A 24,787-nucleotide genomic window follows, 5' to 3' on the forward strand; every position below is an offset into this window, starting at 1 on the left:
GCAATACGAACGATACCCCCAGGCATTCATCGTTCCTTGCACCTGCACCGGCTTCTGCCCATGCCCGACGCGCCGTCGTCCGAAACCATTCGCCAGCAATTCCTCGACTTCTTTGCCGCGAAAGACCATGAGATCGTGCCCAGCGCCTCGCTCGTGCCCACGGGCGACAGCACGCTGCTCTTCACCAACGCGGGCATGAACCAGTTCAAAGACGTGTTTTTGGGCGAAGGCACGCGGCCGTACGACCGCGCCGTCGACACCCAAAAGTGCCTGCGCGTGTCGGGCAAGCATAACGACCTAGAGGAGGTGGGCCACGACACCTACCATCACACCTTCTTCGAGATGCTGGGCAACTGGAGCTTCGGCGACTACTTCAAGGTGGAGGCCATCCGGTGGGCGTGGGAGCTGCTGACCGACGTGTGGGGCCTCGATCCGGAGCGGCTCTACGCCACGGTTCACGAAGGCGACGATGCCCTGTGGCTCGACGCGGACACCGAAGCGGCCGACCTGTGGCGCAGCGAAACCGCCATTCCCCCCAAGCACATCCTGTTTGAGCCCTCAAAAGAAAACTTCTGGATGATGGGCGACACCGGGCCGTGCGGGCCGTGCTCCGAGATTCACGTCGACCTGCGCTCCGATGCCGAGCGGGCCCACACGCCGGGCCACTCGCTCGTCAATGCGGATCATCCGCAGGTGATGGAAATCTGGAACCTGGTGTTTATCCAATACAACGCGCAGCCCGATGGAAGCCTCCAGAAGCTGGCGCAGCAGCACGTCGATACCGGCATGGGCTTTGAGCGCATCTGTGCGGTGCTGCAGGGGCGGTCGTCGACGTACGACACCGATCTGTTTGCGCCGCTCTTGCAAGCCGCTGCCGACCGCTCGCCCCGCGCGGACGTGCCCGGCTACGATGCCCTGGGCGATCTCTCGCCCGACGCCCGCGAGAAAGTGCGGGTGGCGCTGCGCGTGGTGGCCGATCACATCCGCACGATCGCCTTCGCCATTGCCGACGGCGTGATGCCGGGCAACGTGGGGCGCGGCTACGTCATTCGGCGGATCCTGCGGCGGGCCGTGCGCTACGGCTACCAAACGCTGGCGCTGCGTGAGCCGTTCTTGCACACGCTCGTCGACCCGCTCGTGCAGAAGATGGGCGATGCGTTTGAGGAGCTCGCCGGGCAGCAAGACTACATCGCGCAGGTGATCCGCTCGGAGGAGGAAAGCTTCTTGCAGACGCTGGGCACCGGCCTGTCGTTCTTTGAGCGCCTCACGCCGTACGTGCATGCCGCGGCCGACGGGTCGGCCGATGCCGTGCGCGATGAGCTGGCCGATGATGCGGCCGCGGTCGATTTGCTGGAGAAGGCCTACGTAGATACCGACGACCGCGCGGCCATCCTCGATTCGTTTGTGGCAACCGCCGCCGCGGGGCGCCTGTCGGGTGAGATCGCGTTCCTCCTGCACGACACGTACGGCTTTCCCATCGACCTTACACAGCTGATGGCCCGCGAGGAGGGGCTGGCGGTGGACATGGACCGCTACGAGACGCTGATGGACCGCCAGAAGGCGCGGGCGCGCTCGGCTTCCACGTTCAGCATCGACCAGAGCAGCGCCGACACGTGGCACGAGGTGTCCAGCGGCGAGGCCTCGGTGTTTGTGGGCTACGACCGGCTGGCCGTTACCGACAGCGCCGTGCGGGCGGTGCGCACCGTGACGCGCGACGCGGATGATCGCTTTGAGCTGGAGCTGAGCGTGACGCCGTTTTACGCCGAGAGCGGCGGTCAGGTGGGCGATACGGGTGTGCTGCGTGTGGGCGACGAGGAGGTGAAGGTGCTGGATACGCAGCGCCGCGGCGCGCGCATCGTACACACCGTCGATGCCTTGCCAGACGCGCTCGATGCCCCGGTGGAGGCCATGGTGGATGCCGAGCGGCGGCGGCACACGGCGCGGCACCACACCGCCACGCACCTCTTGCACGCGGCCCTGCGCAACACCCTGGGCGACCACGTGCAGCAGAAGGGATCGCTCGTGGCCCCCGACCGGCTGCGGTTCGACTTCAGCCACTTCGAGGGCCTCACCGCCGACGAGCTGGCGGCCATCGAGCAGCACGTGAACGACGCCATCTTGCGCAACATTCCGAAGCAAGAAGATCGGAACGTGCCCATCGACGACGCGCTCGAACGCGGCGCGATGGCCCTCTTTGGCGAGAAGTATGGCGAGGAGGTGCGCGTCATCACCTTCGACCCGGACCACTCGGTTGAGCTGTGCGGCGGTACGCACGTGGAGGCCACCGGCGAGATTGGGCTGTTCAAGTTCCTGTCGGAAGGCTCGGTGGCCGCGGGCGTACGGCGCGTGGAAGCCGTTGCGGGCGTCCCGGCCCAACTGCACGTCGACAAGCAGTTGGCCGCCTACCGGCAGGCGCAGCAGCAGTTCAAGTCGCTCCAGCAGCCCTTGCCCGACGCCATCGCCGCGTTGCAGGAGGAACGCGACGCGCTGGCCGAGCAGGTGGAGACGCTGCACCGCGAGCAGCTGGCCGGCCGCCTGGATGCCATCATCGATAATGCCCAGACCGTCGACGGCATCCGCGTGGCTACGGGCCGCGTCGACGGTGCCGACATGGACGACTTGCAGGCGCTGGGCCAACAGCTGCGGGATCGGTTGGGCGCGGGCGCCGTGGGCGTGCTCGGAAGCGATCCGGGCGCGGACGGTAAGGTGTACGTGGTGGCCACCGTGGCCGACGACCTCATCCAGGACGGCCTAAAGGCGGGCGACCTCGTGGGCACGCTGGGGCAGCACCTGGGCGGTGGCGGCGGCGGGCGCCCCACGTTGGCCGCGGCCGGCGGGCGGAAGCCGGAGGCGCTGGACGATGTGCTCGCCGACGTACCGGCGCTCGTCCAAAAACAACGCGCGTAGGTCCCTCCGCTCGCATCCTGCCCCCACAACCGTTCGGCCCATGCCTGCTTCGTTCAACGACCGCCTGCGCGCCATCCAAACCCAAAAGGAAACGGCGGCCTGCGTCGGTCTCGATCCCGATCCCGCGCGGCTGCCCGCGCACCTGCGGGCGGCGCACGACACGCCCGAGGCCGTACGGCGCTTCTGCCGGGCCATCATCGAGGCCACGGCCCCGTTTGCGTGCGCCTTCAAGCCCAACCTTGCGTTCTTCGAGGCGCTGGGCCGCGACGGTCGCGCCGTGCTCGAAGACGTGGTGGCGGCCCTGCCGTCGGATGTTCTCGTCATTGCCGATGCCAAGCGGGGCGACATTGGCAACTCGGCGCGCTTCTATGCGCAATCGCTGTTCGACGATCTCGGCGCCGATGCCGTCACCGTAGCGCCCTACATGGGCCACGACAGCGTGACGCCGTTTCTGCAGCACCCCGGCACGGCGGCCTTCGTGCTGGCCCGCACCTCCAACCCCGGCGCGTCCGATTTCCAGGAAGCCTGCCAGTGTAATGGCACGCCCCTGCACCAACAGGTGGCGGAAGCGGTGCAGGCCTGGGCGCGCGCGACCCCCGGCACCGGGGGGCTGGTGGTGGGCGCCACCGCGCCAGACGCGCTGCGCACGGTGCGTACCGCGTGCCCCACGGCGCCCTTCCTCATTCCGGGCGTCGGCGCGCAAGGCGGCACGCCCGCTGCGGTGATGGCCGCCGCAGCAACAGCCGACGGTCCGGTGCTCGTCAACAGCAGCCGGAGCATCCTCTACGCCAGCGCGGGGCGCGACTTTGCCGACGCCGCTGCTGCTGCTGCGCAAGCGCTGCGCGATGCCCTCCGCGCGACGCCCGCGAAGGGCTCGGACCCGGCCGACGCCGCCGTCGACTAAAATCCGGCGAATCAGCAAAACGCGGTGGCCTTTCCGCCGAATAACCCGGATGTTAAGCGCGTACCGAGCCGCTCCCAAGCCCCGGATGCCGTGTCTGCTGCCGATTTCCGACTGGCCGTCTTTGCCTCCGGCGGAGGCACCAACTTTCAAGCCATCCTGGATGCCATGGCGGCGGGCGACCTCCCCGCGACGCCCGCGCTGTGCCTGAGCGACCGCGATACCGCCGGTGCGCTTGACCGGGCCCGCGCGCACGATGTGCCCACGGCCGTCTGCACCCCCGACGCCTACGATACGCCGGCCGCCTATGGCGCGGCGCTGCTCCAAACGCTCGCCACGCACGACGTCACCTTCGTGGCGCTGGCCGGTTTTCTCCGCAAGATTCCGCCGAACGTGGTGGCGGCGTATGCCGGGCGCATGACCAATATCCATCCGTCCCTGCTTCCTGCCTTTGGTGGGCGCGGCATGTACGGCATGCGCGTGCACCGCGCCGTGGTGGACTACGGCGTGCACTGGACGGGCGCTACCGTCCACCTGGTGGACGATGCGTACGATCAGGGGCCGATTGTGCTGCAAGAACCCGTGCCGGTGCGGCCCGGCGACGCGCCCGACGACGTCGCGGCCCGCGTGCTGGCGGTCGAGCATCGCCTGTACCCACGCGCGCTGCGGCTTTTTGCGCAGGGCCGGATAGCGGTGGACGGCCGCACGGTACGCATCGACGATCCTTCCTCCCGTTAACCGCCTCCTGCTTATGATTCCCGCGAAAGACCTGCCGCCGCCCGACGATCATGTGCGCGTGCAGCGTGCGCTCCTTTCGGTCTACGACAAGACCGGCATCGCAGCGCTCGGGGCGCAGCTCCACGCCCACGGCATCGAGCTCCTCTCAACCGGCGGCACCGCCCAGGCCCTTCGCGACGCCGACCTGCCGGTCACCGACGTGGCCGACGTCACCGGCTCGCCCGAGCTCCTCGACGGCCGCGTCAAGTCGCTGCATCCAGCCATTCACGCCGGGCTGCTGGCGCGCCGCACCGACCCGTCGGACATGGACGATCTGGCAGCGCACGGCATCGCGCCCATCGACCTGGTGGTGGGGAACCTGTATCCGTTCGACGAGGCGGTGACCCCCGCTACCGGCGCGGCCCGCGCGATGGAAAACGTGGATATTGGCGGGCCCACCATGCTGCGCGCGGCCGCCAAGAACTACTTCTTCGTGGGCGTCGTGACCGCGCCCAGCCTGTACGAGGCGCTCGTCGAAGAACTGAACGCCACCGAGGGGCACCTGACGCTCGACACCCGGCGCGCGCTTGCCGAGCAAGCGTTTGCGCACACCGCGGCCTACGATCGGCACATCCACCGGTACTTTGCGGCCCAGCACGCCCAGGCGACGGACGCGGCATCGGCAGGCGAGGCAAACGACACGACGGATGCGCTGCCTTCGGAGCTGGCCTTGCACGAGCCGCACGTACAAACGCTGCGCTACGGCGAAAATCCGCACCAGCAGGCCGCCCTCTACGGCACGCCCACGCAGCAGTACACCAAGCTGCACGGCAAGGACCTGTCGTTCAACAACCTGATGGATCTGAGTGCGGCGCTGCGGCTCATCGACGAATTCCGCGACGCGCCGCCCACGTGCGCCATCCTGAAGCACACCAACCCGTGCGGCGTCGCCACGGCCGACACGCTCGAAGAAGCCCACGCCCAAGCGTTTGCCACCGACCGGCAGTCGCCGTTTGGAGGCATCGTGGTGGTCAACCGCACGCTCGACCGTGCCACCGCCGAAGCCATCGACGCCATCTTTACGGAAATCATCATCGCGCCCGACTTTGCCGACGGCGTGCTGGGCTTTCTGCAAGAGAAAAAGCGCCGCCGGATCGTACGGGCCACCGCCCCGGCGCGTACCGACGCGCGCCTCGACGTGCGCTCGGCCCTGGGCGGCGTGCTCGCCCAAACCCCCGATGCGGCGTTGCCCCCGGCGGAGGACACGCGCAACGACTGGACCGTGGTCACCGAGCGCGCCCCTACCGACGCGGAGTGGGCCGACATCGACTTTGCCTGGCGCGTTGCGAAGCACGTAAAAAGCAACGCCATCGTGTACGCCAAAGACCGGCACACGCTCGGCATTGGCGCCGGACAGATGAGCCGCATCGACGCCTCGGAGCTGGCCGTCATGAAAAGCCAGAAGTCGGAGCTCGACCTGGACGGCTCGGTCGTCGCCTCGGATGCCTTCTTTCCCTTTGCCGATGGCCTCGAAGCGGCGGCCCGCGCCGGCGCCCGCGTGGCCGTGCAACCGGGCGGCTCCATCCGCGACGACGAAGTGATTGAAGCCGCCAACGCGCACGACATGGCCATGGTCATGACCGGTCAGCGCCATTTCCGCCACTAATCCCCTTTGCCGTGGCTCACGGCGCCGCGCGCCGCGCAATTTTTCAGGGAACGACTTTGTAACGCATCAGGTCACAGTATCCCTGTCGCGTCCGGCGTTTCCCCGTGTACGGACTGTTTTGCACTGATCCTTCGACCCGCCCTCAATGCTGTTCAACTTTTCGCAAGACGTCGCTATCGACCTCGGCACGGCCAATACGCTCATCTACATCCGAGGCGAGGGGATCGTATTAAATGAACCCAGCATCGTAGCCGTCGAGCGCTCCACGCACGAGGTCCGCGAGATTGGGTACGAGGCCCTCCAGATGCACGAGCGCACCCACCAGGATCTGGAAACGATCTGGCCGCTCAAGGACGGCGTCATTGCCGACTTTAAGGTGGCCGAGCAGATGCTGCGCGGCATGATGCAGAAGGTGAAGAAGAACTGGCTCACCAGCATCCGCAACATGGTGGTGTGCGTGCCCAGCGGCATCACCGAGGTCGAAAAGCGCGCCGTGCGCGACTCCGCCGAGCGCGCCGGGGCCCGAAAGGTGCGCCTCATCTCCGAGCCGATGGCGGCTGCGGTGGGCATTGGGCTGGACGTCAGCGAAGCGGTGGGCAACATGGTGGTAGACATTGGCGGCGGCACCACCGAGATTGCCGTCATTGCGCTGTCGGGCATCGTGATCGACGAGTCGATTCGCGTGGGCGGCACCGAGTTCGACGAGGCCATTGTGCAGTACTTCAAGCGCAACCACAACCTCCTGATTGGCTCCCGCACGGCCGAGCGCATCAAGTGCGAGATTGGAAGTGCCGTGGAGCTGGACCCGGAGATGGAGCTTTCGGTGAAGGGGCGCGACCTGGTGGGTGGCATCCCGAAGCTGCGCACGGTCTCCTCGGTAAACGTGCGCGAGGCGCTGCGCGACCAGCTCGATCAGATTGGGACGGCCGTCTTGCAGTGCCTGGAGCGCACGCCGCCCGAGCTGGGCGCCGACGTGCTGGAGCGCGGCATCATGCTCACCGGCGGCGGGGCCATGCTGAAAGGGCTCGACGAGATGCTGCGCAACCGCGTGGAGCTGCCGGTGTACGTGGCCGAGGACCCGCTGACGGCCGTGGTGCGTGGTACGGGCAATGTGCTGGAGAATTTGGAGAAGTACACCCGCGTGCTCACGTAAGCCCGCCCCGCCGGGGCCCTCTCGCCCACCGAATCACCCCATGCGCCGTATCTTTCGGCTGAACACCGCGCCGCGTTATGAAACTGTGGGAGCAACTTCGGGACTGGGTGCTGCTCTTTGGGCTCCTCTTGGCGGCGCTGCTGCTCATGATTGGCCAAAACCAGCCGTTGGTGCGCGGGCTGCGCGCCGAGTTGCTGAGTGCTACGGCGCGGGTGGAGCACGGATTTGCCTGGATGGGCCGCTACTTCCAGGCGCTGCAACAGAACGAAGCGCTGCGTCGCGAAAACATCCGGCTCTCTAGCCTCGTGGCCCGCACGCGTGCCGTGCGCCAGCAAAACCGCGAGCTCACGCGCCTGCTGAACCTGCGCGATACGCTCGAGGTGCCGCTGGTGCCGGCGCGCATCGTATCGAAAGACCTGACCCGGCAGCGCAACTACTTCACGATCAATGTGGGCCGCGCGGATAGCATTGCCGTGGGCATGCCGGTGGTGAACAGCGATGGCATCTTGGGGACGGTGGTTCTGGTGAGCGCGCACTACGCCCGCGTCATGTCGTACCTCAACACCGATTTCCGCGTGCCTGCGGTGATCCAGCCGCTGCAGGCCGAAGGCATCGTGCGGTGGGACGGCGAACAACTCAACCGGCTGACCCTGCAGCACATCGTAAAAACCGAGCCGGTGCGTCCGGGGCAACCGGTCGTTACCGATGGACTGAGCGGCGTCTTTCCGGCGGGCTACCCGGTGGGAACCGTCGACTCGGTCGCGGTGCGCCCGGGCCGCAACGCGTTGCGCATTTACCTGCGGCCGGCTGCGCCGCTCTACAAAACCGGGTTTGCGGTGGTGCTGCGCACGCAGCCCGCGCCGGAGCGAACGGCGCTGGAGCAGCGCACCCCAACGTAATCCCGCGTGGCACCGCTCGTGCTCATTTGCTTCACTGCTCCGTTCCCGATTGCTTATGAAACGTCGTTGGTTTGTGGTGTGCGCCGTACTGCTGATGGGATGGGCCGTAGACAGCGGCCATGCCCAAGACCGAGCGCTTGCGCGTCAGCTAGATGCCGTGCTTGAAGCCGCGGCGCCGGGCGCGCTGTGGGGCGTTTTGGTGGTGGATGCGGCGACCGGCGACACGCTGTATGCCCGCAACGCGCAGGCGCGCTTCGTGCCGGCATCCAACATCAAGCTGTTCACCACGGCCGCGGCCCTGCAGGTCCTCCCGCCCGACTTCCGCTACGAGACGACCCTGTACTCGACGGGCCGCGTGAAAGACGGCGTGCTGCACGGCGACCTGTACGTCCGCGGCAGCGGCGATCCGTCGTTTGGGAGCCAGGCGAGCGGCGCGCCGCTGCATCCGCTGCGCACGTGGGCCGCGGCGCTCAAGGCGCAGGGCATTCGGCAGGTGGCGGGCGACGTGATCGGCGACGACAACGTGTTTACCGACGAGACGCTGGGCCGGGCGTGGGCCTGGAGCGATCTGTTGTACTACTATGCCGCAGAGACGAGCGGGCTGTCGTTTTATGACAACATCGTGGATCTGACGGTGGCCGGGCAGCAGGTGCACGCGCCGGGCCGGTTGTCGTGGGCGCCCCTGCAAACCGATTACGTTTCGTTTGTCAACCGGTCGCTTACCACTGCTGGAACGTTTGACGAGGACTACGCGCGGCACGGCCGGGGCAACCGCTTTGTGGTGCGCTCAAAGGTCCCCGCGGGCCGCGTAGAACGCGAGGAGCTGGCCGTGCGCAACGCCACGCGCTACACCGCCCACGTCTTCCGCGAGGTGCTGCTCAGCGAAGGCATAAGCGTGCAAGGCCGCGCGCTGGACGTTGATAGGCTGCCGCAACCGCCGGCGTACGACACGATGCAGGTGGTGGACCGTTGGCCGTCGCCGCCGCTGCCCGCGCTCGTTCGGGAGATCAACCACGAGAGCAACAACCTCTACGCCGAGCACCTGCTGCGCACGGTGGGGCGCTACGTCGCATCCGACACGCTGGAAGCGCCCCGTGGATCGGACGCGCGCGGCATTGCCGTGGTCGAGCACGCGCTGCGCACCCTGGGCGTGCGTCCGGGGGCCGTGCGTATGGCCGATGGGTCGGGCCTCTCGCGGCAGAACCTGGCCACGCCGGCCGCCTTCGTAACGCTGCTTGCGGCCATGCGCGCCGCGGCCCCGCCGGTACAAACCGCCTTCTTCAGCTCGCTGCCCGCGGGCGGTCGGTCGGGCACGCTGGCCTACCGGCTGCAGGCCCCGATGGTAGCGGGCAACGTGCGGGCGAAAACCGGATCACTGACCGGCGTATCGGCGCTTAGCGGCTACATCGAACGGTCGTCGCGCGCGCCCATTCTCTTCTCCATTCTGGCCAACCATTACACCGTAGACGGCTCGCGCGTGCGGGCCGCACAAGACGCGCTGCTGCGCCGGATCGCGATGGCAACGCAATAGAAACGGCGCGAACTCTCATGACGCGCCACGGTATACACATACCGATAATATAGCATTCCCTCGAGCTGCCGCAACCCAACCGTTTCCTGCATGAACACAGCTGCTTCAACCGACGCGCTTCACGCAACCACCGTGCTTGGCGTGCGCCACAACGGACGCATCGCCCTCGGCTCCGACGGCCAAGCCACCATGGGAGACACGGTCATGAAGCACACGGCCGAAAAGGTGCGCAACCTGTACGATGGAGAAATCCTTGCCGGTTTTGCAGGCTCTACCGCCGACGCCTTTACGCTCTTTGAGCGGTTTGAAGAAAAGTTGCAAGAATACGGCGGAAATGTGACCCGGGGCGCGGTAGAACTCGCCAAGGAATGGCGCACCGACCGCTATTTACGGCGGCTGGAAGCGCTACTGGCTGTCGCCTCTCCCAAGCGGCTGCTTCTCATTAGCGGAAGCGGCGATGTGATTGAACCCGACGACGATATTTTGGCTATCGGATCGGGCGGTGCGTTTGCGCTGGCTGCAACGCGGGCCCTAAAAAATCATGCCCCCGAGCTCAGTGCGCGCGACATGGTGGATGAAGGCCTGTCCATCGCCGCCGATATTTGCATCTACACGAACCACCATCGGACGATCCTCGATCTTGAAAGCGCCGAGGACTGATGGGGCTGGCATGCGCGGCGCCTTCTGCCCACCAGCGGCGCATGCGCCTACATTCTAATGATACAACAAAGACCAAGCATATGACCTACGTATCCTCCCCCAGCACGCAGGCCGCTCAGCACGCCGGCGTGTTTGTCGATTACGAAAACCTCCTGGCGGTCCTGCAGGCCCAGAGTCCGCCGGACGCCCTGCCCCGCGTGTTTGCAGAGCATATCCTGCGCGAAGCCCAGCGCTACCTGGCCGACCTCGACGACGTGCCGACGGTGATGGGCCGCGCCTACGCCGACTTTACCGCGATGGAAGAGGCCAACGGCCCGCGCATCCAGCGCGAGTTGCACCGCATGGGCATCGACCCGGTGGTGACGCTCCGCGACATCCAGAGCAACGCCTCCGAGCAGCAGTTGTGCATTGACGTAACCGAGGTGCTGCACACGCGCGGCGACCTCCAAACCATCCTCATCGTGACGGGCAATCGTCCGTTCTTGCCGCTGGTGCGCACCATTCGCGCTGCCGGCCGCCGCGTGCTGGTGACGGCCCTCAATCCGCCGGAGGTGTACGACACCTCGTTTGCCGAAGAAGACGTGTACCTCGACGCCCGCAACTTCCTCGACGAGGATACGCGCAACGACCTGCGTGCCGGCGCGGCCCGCTCGGCCCGGTCGTCCAGCGGGGCATCGTTCGCCCCGCCCGAACACCAGGCCCCCATCGAAGATTCGATCCTGCGGCGCGCCGTTGAGGTGACCGAAGAGTTCTTTGGCCAGTACGACGAGGTGTACCTCACCCCGCTGCTGCGCAAGCTCTCCGAAGAGCTGGGCGAAGAGTACGATCCGAAGGCCATCGTGAGCGACCTGGAGGCGGTGGGCGCGGCCGTCCTGGAGAAGCGCGACGGCTACCCGTACGACTACACCGTGCTCATCGTGAACGACCAGCACCCCGACGTGCAAGAGATCCACGATGCCTACTACAGCCGCATCAACCAGATGAGCAACGGTTATTACGCGACACGTGGGGGCGAGGCGTCCGGTGCCACGCCCGCGGAGGAAACCGCCGCCGATTCGCCTGAAGGTGCGCCGCGCACGACTGAGACTTCAGAGCGCTCGCAGGCTGCGGAGGGCCCGGACGACGCGCCGGATGAATCTCCGGAAGAGACCTCTTCGCCACGTACATCCCGCGAACCCTCTTGGCCGTCTGCCGACGTTTCATAAAGTCCACCACTCTTTCCTGCTTCTAGTTGATTCATTATGGACCCGACCCCTCCGACGATAGACGAGCTTACGCCCCGCCAAATTGTGGCCGAGCTCGATAATTACATCATTGGGCAAGAGAACGCCAAAAAGAACGTGGCCATTGCGCTGCGCAACCGGTGGCGGCGCCAGCATGCGCCCGAGGCGATGCGCGACGAGATCATGCCCAACAACATCATCATGATTGGGCCCACCGGCGTGGGCAAAACCGAAATTGCCCGCCGCCTGGCGAAGCTGGCCCGCGCGCCCTTCCTGAAGGTTGAAGCCTCGAAGTTTACCGAGGTGGGCTACGTGGGGCGCGACGTGGACAGCATGATCCGCGACCTTACCGACATCGCGGTGAACATGGTGCGCGATGAGCACAAGGCCGAGGTGCAAGAGCGGGCCGCCGAGCGGGCCGAGGAGCGTATCCTTGACTTGCTGGTGCCGCCGGCCGATGACGGATCGAGCGACACGGGCTCCGGCGGATTCTTCGTCATGGAGGATGCCCCCGCAGCCAACGACACGTCTGGCGACGCGTCGGCCACTGCCACCCGCCGCGCGCGCACTCGTGAGAAATTTCGCGAGAAGCTGGAGCGGGGCGAGCTGGACGACCGCGAGGTCGAGATTGAGGTGTCGTCGGATGCGTCGTCGCCCATGATGCAGGTCTTCGGCCCGATGGGCATGGAAGAGATGGGCGTAAACCTCCAAGAGCTGTTTGGCAACATGGGCCAGCAGCGCAAGAAGCGCCGGGTGCCCATCGAAGAGGCCCGCGAGCTCCTGACGCAAGAAGAGGCGCAGAAGCTCATCGACATGGAGCAGGTGAAGGAAGACGCCCTGGAGCGGGTCCAGAACGCTGGGATCGTCTTCATCGACGAGATTGACAAAGTGGCCGCCGGGCACAGCCGCAAGGAAGAAGGTGCCGGCGTGTCGCGGCAGGGCGTACAGCGCGATCTGCTGCCCATCGTGGAAGGGTCTACCGTCACCACCAAGCACGGCATGGTGCAAACCGACCACATCCTGTTTGTGGCCAGCGGCGCCTTTCACGTGTCAAAGCCCAGCGACCTGATTCCTGAGCTGCAAGGCCGCTTCCCGATCCGCGTGGAGCTTAACAACCTCGACGAGGAGGACTTCTACAAGATCCTCACGCAGCCCAAAAATGCGCTCATCAAGCAGTACAAGGCGCTACTGGCGGCAGAAGACGTGACGATTGAGTTCACGGATGGCGGCGTGCGCAAGCTTGCATCCATCGCGGCCCACGTAAACAGCGAGGTGGAAAACATCGGCGCGCGGCGCCTGCACACCGTCCTCACGACGCTGCTAGAGGACATCCTGTTCGACGTGCCCGAAGAGCTCCCGCCCGGCGCGCACGTCGAGGTCGATGACGCCATGGTCGAGGAGCGACTCGACTCGATTGTGTCGAACCGCGACCTGAGCCAGTACATCCTGTAACCTGCACGCAGCCGGCCCAAACGACGGAGCATAAACCAGCGAGCGGAGCGCCCGATGGGAGGCTCCGCTCGCTTTTTGTTGCAGCCTAGGGGTCAGCGCCTGCGGGTGCAGCTACGGCGCGTCGGTGAGGGCAAACGCCACCTGCACCCGGGCCGTGACCTCAATCTCGCCGGCCGCGAAGGCATCGGGCGTGCCGCCGCTCGCTGTCGTTTGCTTCATGAGCGCCGCATCGTAGGCCATGCGCGGCTGCGGAAACGAAAGATTCTCCTCGCTGATTTGCTGTACCGGGCCCAGCGCGGCGCCCAGCGTACGGGCCAGCAGATCGGCCTTGGCGCGGGCCTGCGCGGCGGCTTGCTGCAACGCTTCATTCCGGGGCGCATCGCGGTCTTGCACCTCGTAGGTGATGCCTTCAACACGGTTGGCCCCCGCATCCACCACGCGCGCCAACAGCGTCGGCAGTCGGTCGAGGGCGCGCACCGTGACCGTCACGTAGCGCTCCGCGGTGAAGCCCTTCGTCTTGTGCGTGCGGGTGTCCTCGTCGTACACGCGGTTGGGCTGCAGGCGCAGCGTAGTCGTTTGAATCTGGTCCTCGGGAATGTCGAGGGCGCGCACGGCGTTGAGCGCCTGGGCGGAGGCTTCGGCGTTGGTCGTGCGGGCCGCTTGGGGCGTCGCGGCGGTGGTGGAGATGCCAAAGCGCACCTGGGCCTGATCGGGCGGCACCGTCACGGTGGCTTCGCCACTCACGGTCACCTGACGCGGGGCGCGCTCTTGGGCAGCAGCGGGCATAGCAACGAGCAGTCCGAGTCCGAGACAACAAAGATGCAGCAGGGAAGGTCGCATAAACGTGCGGCGGTTGGAGCATGTACGGGCGATACGCCTCCATGAAACGAAGCAGCAGCGGCGTTATTGCACCGGGTACGTTCCAACAGCACGCGCGCCGGGGCTGTTCATCTATGGCACGGGGCGTGTGGGGTTCGCGGCGCGGCGGTGTTGCAGCGACGTTAAACCCCCTGGACGGGCGCCGGGCGGGGCGGCGGAACCGAGGCGTCCCGGCTTCATTTACCGGCGTGAACAACCAGCAGCCCCGGCTGCTGACTCATCCAGAAGAGTGGAGGGTGCAGGCCCTACGAAGCTCTGGCAACCGCCCGCTGTCGATCCCGGCACGGGAAAGGTGCTACGTCCTGCCTCGCACGTGACAAGTGCCGCGAGGGAAGATGAGTGGAAGGGATTCGTTGCCTGTGTAGGGTGCCATCCTCTTCTGCCGTCGCGCGGACGAGGATTTTTCTATGCCTCGTCGCGCCGGATCGCTCGTCGGTGGTGCCCGTGCGGCAGGCCGCCGCTGCTCTTCTGGATGCTGAACTTTCGATGTTCTGCATCCAACCTCGTCTTACGCATGGCAACGTCTGAATCCAACGCGAAGCGCCCGCTTCACTACGACACCTTGCAGGTGCATGCCGGCCAGGAGCCCGATCCGGCCACCAACGCCCGCGCGGTGCCCATTTACGCCTCCACCTCGTTCACCTTCGATGATGCCGCCCACGGGGCCGATCTGTTTGCCCTGAAGGAGTTTGGCAACATCTACTCGCGCATCATGAACCCCACCAACGACGTGTTCGAGAAGCGCGTGGCTGCGCTTGAGGGCGGGGCGATGGCGGTGGCCACGGCCAGCGGGCAGTCGGCCCAGTTTCTCACCATTGCGACGCTCGCGCAGGCCGGCGAAAACATCGTCGCCTCCAGCCACCTGTACGGCGGCACCTACAACCAATTCAAGAACACCTTTCCGCGCCTGGGCATCGACGTGAAGTTTGCCGACGGGCCCAATCCGGAGCAGATTGCGGACTTGATCGACGACCAAACCAAGGCGGTGTACGTCGAAACGATCAGCAACCCGCGGTTTAGCGTGCCCGACTTTGCCGCCATTGCCGACGTGGCCCACGATCAGGGCGTGCCGCTGGTGGTGGACAACACCTTTGGCGCTGCCGGATACCTGTGCCGCCCCATCGACCACGGCGCCGACATTGTGACCGAGAGTGCGACGAAGTGGATTGGCGGCCACGGCACAACCATCGGCGGCGTGATTGTGGATGCGGGGACGTTTCCGTGGGACAACGGCCGCTTTCCGCGATTTACCGAGCCCTCGCCCGACTACCACGGGCTGAAGTTCTGGGAGGCGTTTGGTCCGGAGGGCGTGCTGGAGACCAACGTCGCGTTTGCTATCCGCGCCCGTGTGGAGGGGCTGCGCGACGTGGGGGCGTCGCAGAATCCCTTCGGCTCGTTCTTGCTGCTGCAGGGGCTGGAGACGCTTTCGCTGCGCGTGCAACGCAGCGTGGACAATGCCCTGGCCCTGGCGCAGTGGCTGTCGGCGCATGAGGCGGTGTCGTGGGTGAGCTATCCGGGCTTGGAGGACCATCCGTACCACGAGCGGGCGTCGGAGTACCTCACGCACGGGTATGGCGCGGTGCTCGCCTTTGGCGTGGAGGGCGGCACAGCCGCCGGGCAGGCGTTTGTGGAAAACGTCGAGCTGGCCAGCCACCTGGCGAACGTGGGCGATGCCAAGACGCTCGTCATCCACCCGGCCTCTACGACGCACCAGCAGCTGGCCGACGAGGAGCGGCGCGCCGCGGGCGTCATCGACGACCTGGTGCGGGTGAGTGTGGGCATCGAGCACATCGACGACCTCACCGCCGACTTCGATCAGGCGCTCCAGCGCGTGCCGGTGACCGCCTAACCAGCCGCCTCACGGAATGGCGTGCGGCCGTGCCCCGCGCCGGCCGCGCCATCCGCGGGGGCTTCCGTATGTCTCCTCTCGTTCTGCCGTCTCTCCTATGCCAACCCTCACGTTTGATCGCCACACCCTCGAATCGGGGGCCGTGCTGCGCGACGTTCCCGTGACGTACCGCACCTGGGGCCAGCTCAACGCCGCCGGAACCAACGCCCTGGTGGTGTGCCATGCCCTCACAGGCACCTGCGACGTTGCCGACTGGTGGGGCCCGCTGCTCGGCCCGGGGCGCGCGCTGGATACCGACCGCTACTTTGTGGTGTGCGCCAACGCGCTGGGGTCGCCTTACGGCACCGCATCGCCGCTGACCCCCAACCCTGCCACCGGCCGCCCGTACGGCCCCGATTTTCCCGCCGTCACCATCCGCGATACCGTGCGGCTGCACCACCGGCTGGTGCGCCGGCTGGGCGTGCGGCACGTCGCGGCCGTCGTGGGGGGGTCGATGGGCGGGATGCAGGCGCTGGAATGGGCCTTTACCGGATCGTTTGTGCAGGCCCTCGTGCCCATCGCCGTAGGCGGACGCCACACCGCCTGGCAGATTGGGTGGAGCGCAGCGCAGCGGGCCGCCATCGCCGCCGATCCGGCGTACAACGACGGGCAGTACACAGACGAGCAGCCGCCCGCCGCCGGCCTGGCGGTAGCCCGGCAGATGGCGATGGTCAGCTACCGGTCGCAGCCGTCGTTTGACGCGCGCTTTGGGCGGTCGCTGCAGCATCCGGGCGGTGATGGCGCGGCCGGCGCCGCGGCGCCGTATGCGGTGGAAAGTTATCTGCAGTACCAGGGCGACAAGCTAGCCGACCGCTTCGATGCCAACTGCTACATGGCCCTCACGCGCCAAATGGACACGCACGACGTGGCGCGCGGCCGGGGCGCGTACGACGAGGTGCTCGCCTCCATCGCGCAACCCGCCCTCGTGGTGGGCATTCCCTCCGACGTGCTCTATCCGCTGCGCGAGCAAGAGGAGCTGGCCCGGCACATGCCGCGGGCCACGCTGGAGACGCTCCACACGCCGCACGGGCACGATGGCTTCCTGATTGCGCTGGACGCGCTGAACGACCTGCTGCGTCCGTGGCTGCAAACGCACGTGCCGGCGGCCGCGTGATGGGCGCTGGGGCCTGCTCGTTCGGGACGGGAGCGTGGGGGCCTTTAGGTCATCCCGCAGGGGAGGCCGAAGGTCATGCCTGTGGTGCAATCTCCGCAGACGAGCAGGAACGCACCATGCAATGAAAACGAGGTTTGGGCCTTTAGGTCATGCTGGAAGTGAGGCCTTTAGGTCATGCCGCAGGGGGGGGCCGAAGGTCATCCCTGTGGTGCAATCTCCACGAACGAGCAAACCCTGCTGCGGGTACACGCAAAACTTGCATCTTTTCTCGTCGATGGGCTAGATTATGTTGTGAATAAAATCCCCGGCGCACGTGAGTTCACGCACCGTGGATCATCCATTGCATCGGTCGAATCAGTTCTAACGCGCACACACAGAGCCAGCACAGCATGTCGTATTTCCGCACGTCGCATCACCGAAGGCCACAGGGCAGCTCGCGCAGATTCCGGGCGCTCGCGCGTGTCGTGGCGTGGATGGCCCTGCTGGGCGCGGGCCTGCTGGGCGTCGCCACCACCCGCGCGCAGACGTTCGACACCAACGTGGCGAAGAACGCCCTTCCGGGCACCGCAACCAACACCGTCGTCGCCCCCCCCGCGTTCTACAACCCCAGCGGCGCAGACGGCACCCTCGGGACCCTCGACGACGACTTCCGTGGCGACAAAACACAGGGCAGCCCCCTCCTGGATGCCGCCGAACCGGCGTACACGGCGCTTCCGGTGGCGCTCAACGAGCAACCCTTCGTCGATAGCTCGACCCTGCAAGAAACCGGCGACCCTGCCGACCGCGACCTTGGAGCCTTCGAGTCGCACAGCGACGCGCTGCCCGTTGAGCTTGCGTCGTTTAGCGTGCGCTATGCCCCCAACGCGCCGGGCCCCGGCGACGACGAAGTCCGCGTGGCGTGGCGCACCCTCAGCGAAACGAACAACGCGTACTTTGCCATCCAACGCAAAACAAAGGAGGGCTGGGAGCGCCTGAAGCGCGTGCCCGGCGCCGGGTCTACCAACCAGCCCCAGTCCTACCGCGCGGTGCTTCGCGTTTCTCCGGGCGCGGCCCCCCTCCGCTACCGGCTCCGCCAGGTGGATGCCGACGGCGCAGCGACGTATACCGAGGCCATCACGCTGGAGCGCGTCGCGGCCGGCAACACCGTCACCGCCTATCCCAACCCGAGCACGGGGCGCGTGACGCTCGCCATCGAGGCGCTGCGACAGGGCACGGCGGATCTCACCATCTACAACCTGCTCGGGCAGCGCGTGCATCGTGTGGACGATGTGCGCATCGCGGAAGGACAAACGCAACAAACGGTGCATCTGCCAGCGGTAAGCAGCGGGCAGTACTTCCTCCACCTCACCTACGAAGACGGGCGCACGGCCACCGAACGACTGACGATAGTGCAATGAACAAAGCAAACACCCCCCTCACCTACCTCCTCGCAGGCATCACCGCCCTCACCACGCTCGGAGGCACACAGCAACCACAACAACACAGACAACAAACAAACGCGCAACACACGCACTACGTCGACGAAGACGCACAAGGCGCAAACAACGGAAACAACTGGGGAGACGCATACACCTCGCTCCAAGACGCGCTCAGCGAAGCAGAACAAACCAATGGGACCGACGCAATCTACGTCGCAGAAGGCACATACACCCCAGACGAAGGAAACAACGTCGAACTCGGCGACCGCACCGCAACGTTCACCGTGCCAAGCGGCGTCTCCATCCACGGACGATTCACCGGAACCGAAACCAACCCTGAAGACCGCCTCCTCGCACGCGGCGCAAACCCCACCACGCTCAGCGGAGAAATCGGAGGGGTCGGAGCAGCAGACAACAGCTACACCGTCGTCACACTCAACGGCGGAACACTCGACAACGTCCGCGTCGCACACGGAAACGCAGACGGACCCGACGAGCTCAGACGCGGCGGCGGCATAGACGTGGAAAGCGGCCACCTCCACAACGTATGGGTGCAACAAAACCAAGCAGAACAAGGCGGCGGGCTCTATATCGACGGCACCGCAACCCTCGAAAACGTCGTCGTCAACGAAAACCAGGCGCCGGAAGCAAGCGGCGTACTCGTCACCGACGGCTCAAGCACGATCTCACACCTCACCCTCCGAGACGACATGACCATCGTCGACAACGACCCCATGCGGACAACGGACAACACCGTCGTCGCAAACAGCGTCCTCGACGGAAACGTCGACGTCCTCACACCGAAACAAAACGTGATCGACTTCTCCCTACACGAAGTCGGAGAAGACCTCTACGACACCGGGGACGCCCCCGGAACACTCGAAGAACTACGCGTCACCGTCGGAGACGACACGTACACGACGGATATGACAGACGGCTCCGGAACCGTCACCGTTCCCACGACTCGACTCACAGACTCCCTGCGCGTCACGATGAGCGACGACGACTACATCAGCACGTGGATGCTCAACCGCACTGGGAGTGAAGACGCACCGGACCTCACCATCACAGGGGCAGCCCGAACGGAGTTCGCGCCCGAACCCGACTACCAGAGCAACTACGACAAAAACACGCGGAGTCCAGATTTTAAGAACGGAACGGCTGGGAACGCGACGAATGGGAACGAGAACATCGAGTTCCCCGCAGACAACATCGACACGAGCTACGAAGTCCGCGTCATCCCCAAGACAAGCCCTGAAGGATACAGCGTCTACGGCGAGTACTTCCCCCACCTCAACGGAGGGAGGACGAAACGGTGGACGAGCCTGGAAGGCCTCGACGAAGACAAAGTCTACCTCTACGACGCCGGGCAGAGCCAAGCATTCTTCGACCGCGCACGAAAAGCATACGCAGACATACGAAAAATCATACCAGTCCCAACGAGCGACGCGAAACGACTGACGTTCGACCCACTCGAACAAATCTACGAGGACCGGAATAACGCACTCATAACCCGTATAGAAGAAGGGCCACCAGGAAACGGGGTTAGACCACGAGGACGGTTCATCGAAAACTCAACTGCAAGCTTTAGTACATCAAGTGGTCAAGCTACGTTTTTATCTGAGATTTACAGTTCATTCACTGGGTATGACACTGCGTTTAGAAACGGAGTGCAGTACGAGCCTAACGACACGCTGTTTGAGTTCACACCGCAAGGAGAACCATATTTCAACAACGACGCGGAGTTCATGGTACGCATCACGTACAGCACGTTCTCCGCCAGCAAGTTAGGTAGACGAAGCGAATCTCCTTTTTTCTTCCGTTCCTCTGGTTCCGCTCATCCGGTTCGTCGCTAAACCGCCCACCGCCTACGGGCTGTGCCACAGCGTTCAAGCTTGAGCCAACGGCCCCGGGACATGCCGTTGCTTGACGTCCGGCGCGATGCGCGCTATACTACGGGTGTTCGATGTTGTGTCCCCCGCCCCGCCCCCTTATGCGCACGCTCCTCACGCTTCTTCTTGCCTGCTGTACCCTCGCGCCCGCGACCGGCCAACCGGCCGCGCAGTGGACGCCCGCCCTCTCGATGCGGTATCAGAGCATCGCGGGCACCGATGTGTCGCCCCAGGGGAAGCATGTGGCCTATGTCGTGCGTTCGGCCATCATGGACGACAACACGTCGACGTTCCGCTCGCAGATTCACGTCGCCGCCGCCGACGGCTCGTCCGCCGTGCAGTACACGTACGGCACCGCATCGGCGTATGCCCCGGCGTTCTCGCCCGACGGCTCGCACCTGGCGTTCCTCTCCGCTCACGAGGACAAGCCGCAGGTGTGGGTGATGCGCGTGCAGGGCGGCGCATCCTACCGCGTAACCGACCGGCCGACCGGCGTGCAGGCCTTTCAGTGGAGCCCATCCGGCGATCGCATCGCGTACACCGCGCAAGACGAAAAGTCGGAGGCCGAGAAGGCGCGCGAGAGCGCAAAACGCGACGTGACCGTGGTGGGCGAGGAGTTTCGGTACACGCACCTCTACACCACCACCGTAGCGCCCCACGACGACTCCACGCGCGCCGTGCAGCGCCTCACGGGCGGCACGTTCAGCGTGAACAGCTTCGATTGGATGCCGGACGGGGCGGCGCTGGTCTTTGCGCACCAGGCCGATCCGCGGATCAACACCGGCTTTGTGGAACAGGACATCTCGCAGGTGCCGGCCGACAGCGGCGCGGTAACGCCGCTCGTTACGCGCCCCGGGGTGGATACCGATCCGCACGTGGCGCCCAATGGGCAGGCGCTGGCGTTTGTATCGAACGGCGGGCAGCCCGAGCCGGTGGGGCTGCAGGATGTGTACGTGCTGCCGCTGGCGGGGTCTGGCGAGCCGCGCAAGCTGGCCGACACGCCCGACCGCAACGCCAATCTCATCGCCTGGGATGGCACCGATGCGGTGTTTATCCAGGAGGCGGTGGAGCTGAATGTGCACGTGCTGCGGCTTCCCACCAACGGCGCGGCGCCCACGCCCGTGACCACCGCTAACGGCGTGTTCGGCGACGTGTCATTCAGCGCCGACGGCACGCAGATGGCGTTCAGCTTTCAGGATTCCGATACGCCGCCCGAGGTGTACGCGCGCGCCGTGGGGGGAACCGAGCGGCGACAGCTCTCGCGCATCAACGCCGAGGTGCCGCAGCCGCCCATGGGCCGCACCGAGGCCCTCTCGTGGACGGGCCCCGGCGACATGCCCATCGAGGGACTGCTCACCTACCCCGTCGGCTACACGCCGGGCGAGCGCGTGCCGCTCGTGGTGCAGGTGCACGGCGGCCCCGCGGGCGTGCACAGCCGCTCGTTCACCGGCGGCCCCGACATCTACATGACGCAGGTGTTTGCGCAGCACGGCTACGCGGTCCTTCGGCCCAACCCGCGCGGCAGCACGGGCTACGGCAAGGCGTTTCGGTACGCCAACATCAAGGACTGGGGCTACGGCGACTTCGACGACATCATGGCGGGCGCCGACGCGGTCATCGAACAGGGCGTGGCGCACCCCGACAGCCTTGCGCTGATGGGCTGGAGCTACGGCGGCTACATGACGAGCTTCGCGATCACCCGCACCAACCGCTTCAAGGCCGCCAGCATGGGCGCGGGCCTGCCCAACCTGATCAGCATGGTGGGCACGACGGACATCCCGCAATACCTGAAGGCCCACATGGGCGGTCCGTTTTGGGAGGATTATGCGACGTATGAGAAGCACTCGGCGCTCTACCGGATCGATCAGGCCGAGACGCCCACACAAATCATCCACGGCATGGAAGACGACCGCGTGCCGACCAGTCAGGGCATCGAGATGTACCGTGCGCTGAAGGGCGTGGGCGTGCCCACCGAGCTCATCTTGCTGCCGCGTACGCCGCACGGCCCGCGCGAGCCCAAGCTGCTGATGGGCGTGACGCCGCGCATCCTGGACTGGTTTGACACGCACCTGAGCCGGTAGCGTATGCACGTTTTGCTGGTGCCGTCGTGGTATCCAACGGCCGAGCTGCCGCACGACGGGTTGTACTTTGTCGATCAGGCGCAGGCGCTGCAGCGCGCCGGGCACCGCGTGGGGGTGGTGTACCCGGAGCAACAGAGCCTGCGTCGCTGGACGCCGGCCGCGTTCTATCGGCACCACTTTCAGACGGTGGTGCGCGTCGAGGAGGGGCTGCCCACGGTGCGCTACCACGGCTGGAACGTCTGGTGGCGCTACGACCGCCGGCACGACGTACGCATCGCCCACGCGCGGCGTCTGGCCCGCCGGTACGTGCGTCGCTTCGGCCGCCCCGACGTGCTGCATGCCCACAGCGCACGCTGGGCCGCTGCCGCCGCTGCCGACATCGGGGCCCGCCTGGAGGTGCCGCACGTGGTGACGGAGCACTTCACCAAGTTCTTGCCGTCTGCCCATGTCTCCAAGCGGGCCGCCGCGCGGGCTGCGTACGGCCTACAGACGGCCGCGCAGGCCTTTGCCGTGAGCTCCGCGCTGCGCGATGCGATCGTGGCGCGCGGCTGGGTGGCACCGGAGGCGGTGGACGTGCTGCCCAACATGGTCGACACCTCGTTCTTCACGCGCCCGCCGACGCCGCGCCCCTCCGGCCCCTTCACGTTTTTTGCGCTGGGGCACCTCCACGAGCGCAAGGGCATGCACGACCTGTTGGATGCGTTTGCGCGCGCCTTTGGCACCCGCCGCGATACCCGTCTGGTGATAGGCGGCGACGGGCCCGAGGCGCAGGCCCTAAAAGCGCAAGCGCGCAGGTTGGGCATTGAACATCACGTGGCGTTTCCCGGTGCCCTCACCCGGGGCGCCGTGCGCGATGGGCTGTGGCGCGCCCACGCGTTTGTGCTGCCCAGCCACAGCGAGACCTTTGGCGTGGTGCTCATCGAAGCCCTGGCGACGGGTATGCCCGTTATTGCAACAACCTGCGGCGGCCCCGAGGACATCGTAACAGACGCCAACGGGCTCCTCGTACCGCCCCAGCAGCCGGAGGCGCTGGCTGCGGCACTGCAAGAGATGCGCACCACCGCCGCATCGTACGACCCCGCAGCGATTCGTCGGGCAGCCGCGGACACGTACGGAGCCTCCGCCATCGCCCGACGGCTCACGGACTGCTACCGGCGCGTGAGCACGGCGTCGTAAGCTGTCAGCAGGCGCTCGCCCATCTGCTCCCAGTAGAAAGAGGGGGCGGCGTGCCGCGCGGCTTCGGACAGCTTGGCCCACCGATCGGGCGACGCCTGCCACCGCTGCACGGCGGCTAGCAGCGCGTCTATGTCGCCCACCGGCACCGCCACGCCGCAGCCATGCCGTTCCATGAACGTGCGCCAAAGCGGCAAGTCGCTGTACAAGATGGGCAGGCCATAGTGCATGTACTCGTAGAACTTGGTTGGGTATGAGCAGGCAAAGTTGGGATGATTGTCGTACAGCGCAAGGCCCGCATCGGCCCAGCGCAACTGCTCCTGAATCGTGCGATGGTTCACGTACCGGCCGCGCCCGATCCACGCGATCGGCCACTCGGAATGCGCGTCCAATTGGCGCAACGCCGCTGTGCGCTCCGCTGCGATGGGCGCCCATCCCACGAGGCGAATCTGGCAGTCCGTGCCGGTTGCGGCGCATCGCTGGACGAGCTCCAACAGCTCAAACAGGCCGCGCCGCGCGGTGAGGACGCCCGAGCACACCAGCCGTAGCGGGCGGTCGGCGGTGTACGGATGCGGCGGCGGGGGCGTGGCGGTTGGCGGCTGAAAATAGTTTTCGACCACGGTGTGTGGCGTTGGGGTGCCGGACAGGATGGGCCGGTAGCCGCGTTCGGCGAGAAGGACGTGATCGACCCAGCGGAAGCACCAGCGCTCCAGTCCGCGTACGAGGCGGCCCTCGGCCCCGCCCTTCGTGCGGTAATTTTCGTGCATGTCGTAGATGACGGCCGCGCCTGTCACGTGTTTGAGGATATACGCGAGCGGGATGAGCTCGGGGTCGTGGATGTGGTAGACGTCGGCGTTTTCTGCGCGGGCCGCGCGGAAGGCCGGCGCTTGCAGTACGAGGCGTCGGTAGCGGCCCGACGTCCGCGGCAACGCCCGCACCGGCACGCCGTCAATCCGCTCGTGGCGCTCGTGCGGGCCCACCAGCACCACCCGATGCCCGGCCGCTTGTAACGTCTTGAGTTCGCGGTGCAGGATGCGGGGGTCGTGCACGTGGTGCACGGTGGTAAGGTGGACGACGTGGGCCATGCGTGCCGTGGGGTGGATGGGGACCATGCGCCGGTCCGAACGATTCGTGCGCGCCGGTGGTTCTGTGGGCGTCGTTTCCCCCAAACCTTCCCGAACACCCGCCCGCAGCGCGCTTGTAAACGTACGCTGTATCTCGTTCCTGACCTTG

At 66.2% G+C, this 24,787-nt stretch carries 18 protein-coding genes and 1 riboswitch; of the genes, 16 read left to right on the forward strand and 2 right to left on the reverse strand.

Annotated features, from left to right (window positions below):
* Nucleotides 1–60: 60 nt before the first annotated feature.
* From alaS to hslU, 10 genes are all read left to right on the forward strand, one after another.
* Nucleotides 61–2,907: an alanine--tRNA ligase gene (alaS, locus tag SALLO_RS0102850; protein WP_040605712.1), complete on the forward strand. Its 2,847-nt coding sequence runs from the start codon at nucleotides 61–63 to the stop codon at nucleotides 2,905–2,907.
* Nucleotides 2,908–2,947: 40 nt separating this feature from the next.
* Nucleotides 2,948–3,811 (forward strand): orotidine-5'-phosphate decarboxylase, encoded by an 864-nt coding sequence (gene pyrF, locus SALLO_RS14760; RefSeq protein WP_022834817.1) that lies wholly within the window; start codon nucleotides 2,948–2,950, stop codon nucleotides 3,809–3,811.
* 90 nt (nucleotides 3,812–3,901) lie between these two features.
* Complete coding sequence (gene purN, locus SALLO_RS0102860; RefSeq protein WP_028566824.1) at nucleotides 3,902–4,546, forward strand: phosphoribosylglycinamide formyltransferase; 645 nt, start codon at nucleotides 3,902–3,904, stop codon at nucleotides 4,544–4,546.
* 13 nt (nucleotides 4,547–4,559) lie between these two features.
* Nucleotides 4,560–6,191: a bifunctional phosphoribosylaminoimidazolecarboxamide formyltransferase/IMP cyclohydrolase gene (purH, locus tag SALLO_RS0102865; RefSeq protein ID WP_022834819.1), complete on the forward strand. Its 1,632-nt coding sequence runs from the start codon at nucleotides 4,560–4,562 to the stop codon at nucleotides 6,189–6,191.
* Between the two features lie 145 nt (nucleotides 6,192–6,336).
* Nucleotides 6,337–7,344 carry a rod shape-determining protein gene (locus SALLO_RS0102870; protein WP_022834820.1) on the forward strand — a complete coding sequence of 336 codons (1,008 nt, stop codon included), beginning with the start codon at nucleotides 6,337–6,339 and terminating at the stop codon, nucleotides 7,342–7,344.
* 77 nt (nucleotides 7,345–7,421) lie between these two features.
* Nucleotides 7,422–8,243 (forward strand): rod shape-determining protein MreC, encoded by an 822-nt coding sequence (gene mreC / locus SALLO_RS0102875; RefSeq protein ID WP_022834821.1) that lies wholly within the window; start codon nucleotides 7,422–7,424, stop codon nucleotides 8,241–8,243.
* A 55-nt stretch (nucleotides 8,244–8,298) separates the two neighbouring features.
* Nucleotides 8,299–9,774, forward strand: a complete 1,476-nt coding sequence (dacB, locus tag SALLO_RS0102880; protein ID WP_028566826.1) for a D-alanyl-D-alanine carboxypeptidase/D-alanyl-D-alanine endopeptidase — start codon at nucleotides 8,299–8,301, stop codon at nucleotides 9,772–9,774.
* Nucleotides 9,775–9,864: 90 nt separating this feature from the next.
* A complete protein-coding gene (gene hslV, locus SALLO_RS0102885) occupies nucleotides 9,865–10,434 on the forward strand; it encodes an ATP-dependent protease subunit HslV (protein ID WP_022834823.1) in 570 nt (189 codons plus the stop codon).
* Nucleotides 10,435–10,514: 80 nt separating this feature from the next.
* A complete protein-coding gene (locus SALLO_RS14765; RefSeq protein ID WP_022834824.1) occupies nucleotides 10,515–11,639 on the forward strand; it encodes an NYN domain-containing protein in 1,125 nt (374 codons plus the stop codon).
* Between the two features lie 36 nt (nucleotides 11,640–11,675).
* Nucleotides 11,676–13,109 carry an ATP-dependent protease ATPase subunit HslU gene (gene hslU / locus SALLO_RS0102895; RefSeq protein ID WP_022834825.1) on the forward strand — a complete coding sequence of 478 codons (1,434 nt, stop codon included), beginning with the start codon at nucleotides 11,676–11,678 and terminating at the stop codon, nucleotides 13,107–13,109.
* Between the two features lie 111 nt (nucleotides 13,110–13,220).
* On the opposite strand, the gene SALLO_RS0102900 is transcribed toward hslU, so the two are convergent.
* Complete coding sequence (locus tag SALLO_RS0102900; protein WP_022834826.1) at nucleotides 13,221–13,895, reverse strand: SIMPL domain-containing protein; 675 nt, start codon at nucleotides 13,893–13,895, stop codon at nucleotides 13,221–13,223.
* A gap of 307 nt (nucleotides 13,896–14,202) precedes the next feature.
* Nucleotides 14,203–14,330: riboswitch (SAM riboswitch) on the forward strand.
* A 172-nt stretch (nucleotides 14,331–14,502) separates the two neighbouring features.
* Here SALLO_RS0102900 and SALLO_RS0102905 point away from each other — a divergent pair.
* The 6 genes from SALLO_RS0102905 (at nucleotide 14,503) to SALLO_RS0102930 (ending at nucleotide 23,557) form a co-directional block, all read left to right on the forward strand.
* The gene (locus SALLO_RS0102905; protein WP_022834827.1) at nucleotides 14,503–15,837 is read left to right on the forward strand and encodes an O-acetylhomoserine aminocarboxypropyltransferase/cysteine synthase family protein; all 1,335 of its coding nucleotides are present in this window, start codon (nucleotides 14,503–14,505) and stop codon (nucleotides 15,835–15,837) included.
* 97 nt (nucleotides 15,838–15,934) lie between these two features.
* Nucleotides 15,935–16,990 carry a homoserine O-acetyltransferase MetX gene (metX, locus tag SALLO_RS14770; RefSeq protein ID WP_022834828.1) on the forward strand — a complete coding sequence of 352 codons (1,056 nt, stop codon included), beginning with the start codon at nucleotides 15,935–15,937 and terminating at the stop codon, nucleotides 16,988–16,990.
* Between the two features lie 389 nt (nucleotides 16,991–17,379).
* Nucleotides 17,380–18,387, forward strand: a complete 1,008-nt coding sequence (locus SALLO_RS0102915) for a T9SS type A sorting domain-containing protein (protein WP_084696117.1) — start codon at nucleotides 17,380–17,382, stop codon at nucleotides 18,385–18,387.
* The gene (locus SALLO_RS0102920; RefSeq protein WP_022834830.1) at nucleotides 18,384–20,264 is read left to right on the forward strand and encodes a hypothetical protein; all 1,881 of its coding nucleotides are present in this window, start codon (nucleotides 18,384–18,386) and stop codon (nucleotides 20,262–20,264) included. The genes SALLO_RS0102915 and SALLO_RS0102920 overlap by 4 nt, the downstream gene beginning before the upstream one ends.
* A 137-nt stretch (nucleotides 20,265–20,401) precedes the next feature.
* The gene (locus SALLO_RS0102925; protein WP_028566830.1) at nucleotides 20,402–22,381 is read left to right on the forward strand and encodes a S9 family peptidase; all 1,980 of its coding nucleotides are present in this window, start codon (nucleotides 20,402–20,404) and stop codon (nucleotides 22,379–22,381) included.
* Between the two features lie 3 nt (nucleotides 22,382–22,384).
* Nucleotides 22,385–23,557 carry a glycosyltransferase gene (locus SALLO_RS0102930; protein ID WP_028566831.1) on the forward strand — a complete coding sequence of 391 codons (1,173 nt, stop codon included), beginning with the start codon at nucleotides 22,385–22,387 and terminating at the stop codon, nucleotides 23,555–23,557.
* On the opposite strand, the gene SALLO_RS0102935 is transcribed toward SALLO_RS0102930, so the two are convergent.
* Nucleotides 23,530–24,666: a glycosyltransferase gene (locus SALLO_RS0102935; protein ID WP_022834831.1), complete on the reverse strand. Its 1,137-nt coding sequence runs from the start codon at nucleotides 24,664–24,666 to the stop codon at nucleotides 23,530–23,532. The genes SALLO_RS0102930 and SALLO_RS0102935 overlap by 28 nt on opposite strands.
* Nucleotides 24,667–24,787: the final 121 nt, after the last annotated feature.

The organism is Salisaeta longa DSM 21114, assembly GCF_000419585.1.
Lineage (GTDB): Bacteria > Bacteroidota > Rhodothermia > Rhodothermales > Salinibacteraceae > Salisaeta > Salisaeta longa.

Bases quoted from the DNA above. Each gene is read 5' to 3' on its own strand.
- alaS (WP_040605712.1), top strand. From the start codon at position 61: ATGCCCGACGCGCCGTCGTCCGAAACCATTCGCCAGCAATTCCTCGAC.
- pyrF (WP_022834817.1), top strand. From the start codon at position 2,948: ATGCCTGCTTCGTTCAACGACCGCCTGCGCGCCATCCAAACCCAAAAG.
- purH (WP_022834819.1), top strand. From the start codon at position 4,560: ATGATTCCCGCGAAAGACCTGCCGCCGCCCGACGATCATGTGCGCGTG.
- SALLO_RS0102870 (WP_022834820.1), top strand. From the start codon at position 6,337: ATGCTGTTCAACTTTTCGCAAGACGTCGCTATCGACCTCGGCACGGCC.
- mreC (WP_022834821.1), top strand. From the start codon at position 7,422: ATGAAACTGTGGGAGCAACTTCGGGACTGGGTGCTGCTCTTTGGGCTC.
- dacB (WP_028566826.1), top strand. From the start codon at position 8,299: ATGAAACGTCGTTGGTTTGTGGTGTGCGCCGTACTGCTGATGGGATGG.
- hslV (WP_022834823.1), top strand. From the start codon at position 9,865: ATGAACACAGCTGCTTCAACCGACGCGCTTCACGCAACCACCGTGCTT.
- SALLO_RS14765 (WP_022834824.1), top strand. From the start codon at position 10,515: ATGACCTACGTATCCTCCCCCAGCACGCAGGCCGCTCAGCACGCCGGC.
- hslU (WP_022834825.1), top strand. From the start codon at position 11,676: ATGGACCCGACCCCTCCGACGATAGACGAGCTTACGCCCCGCCAAATT.
- SALLO_RS0102900 (WP_022834826.1), bottom strand. From the start codon at position 13,895: ATGCCCGCTGCTGCCCAAGAGCGCGCCCCGCGTCAGGTGACCGTGAGT.
- SALLO_RS0102905 (WP_022834827.1), top strand. From the start codon at position 14,503: ATGGCAACGTCTGAATCCAACGCGAAGCGCCCGCTTCACTACGACACC.
- metX (WP_022834828.1), top strand. From the start codon at position 15,935: ATGCCAACCCTCACGTTTGATCGCCACACCCTCGAATCGGGGGCCGTG.
- SALLO_RS0102915 (WP_084696117.1), top strand. From the start codon at position 17,380: ATGTCGTATTTCCGCACGTCGCATCACCGAAGGCCACAGGGCAGCTCG.
- SALLO_RS0102920 (WP_022834830.1), top strand. From the start codon at position 18,384: ATGAACAAAGCAAACACCCCCCTCACCTACCTCCTCGCAGGCATCACC.
- SALLO_RS0102925 (WP_028566830.1), top strand. From the start codon at position 20,402: ATGCGCACGCTCCTCACGCTTCTTCTTGCCTGCTGTACCCTCGCGCCC.
- SALLO_RS0102930 (WP_028566831.1), top strand. From the start codon at position 22,385: ATGCACGTTTTGCTGGTGCCGTCGTGGTATCCAACGGCCGAGCTGCCG.
- SALLO_RS0102935 (WP_022834831.1), bottom strand. From the start codon at position 24,666: ATGGTCCCCATCCACCCCACGGCACGCATGGCCCACGTCGTCCACCTT.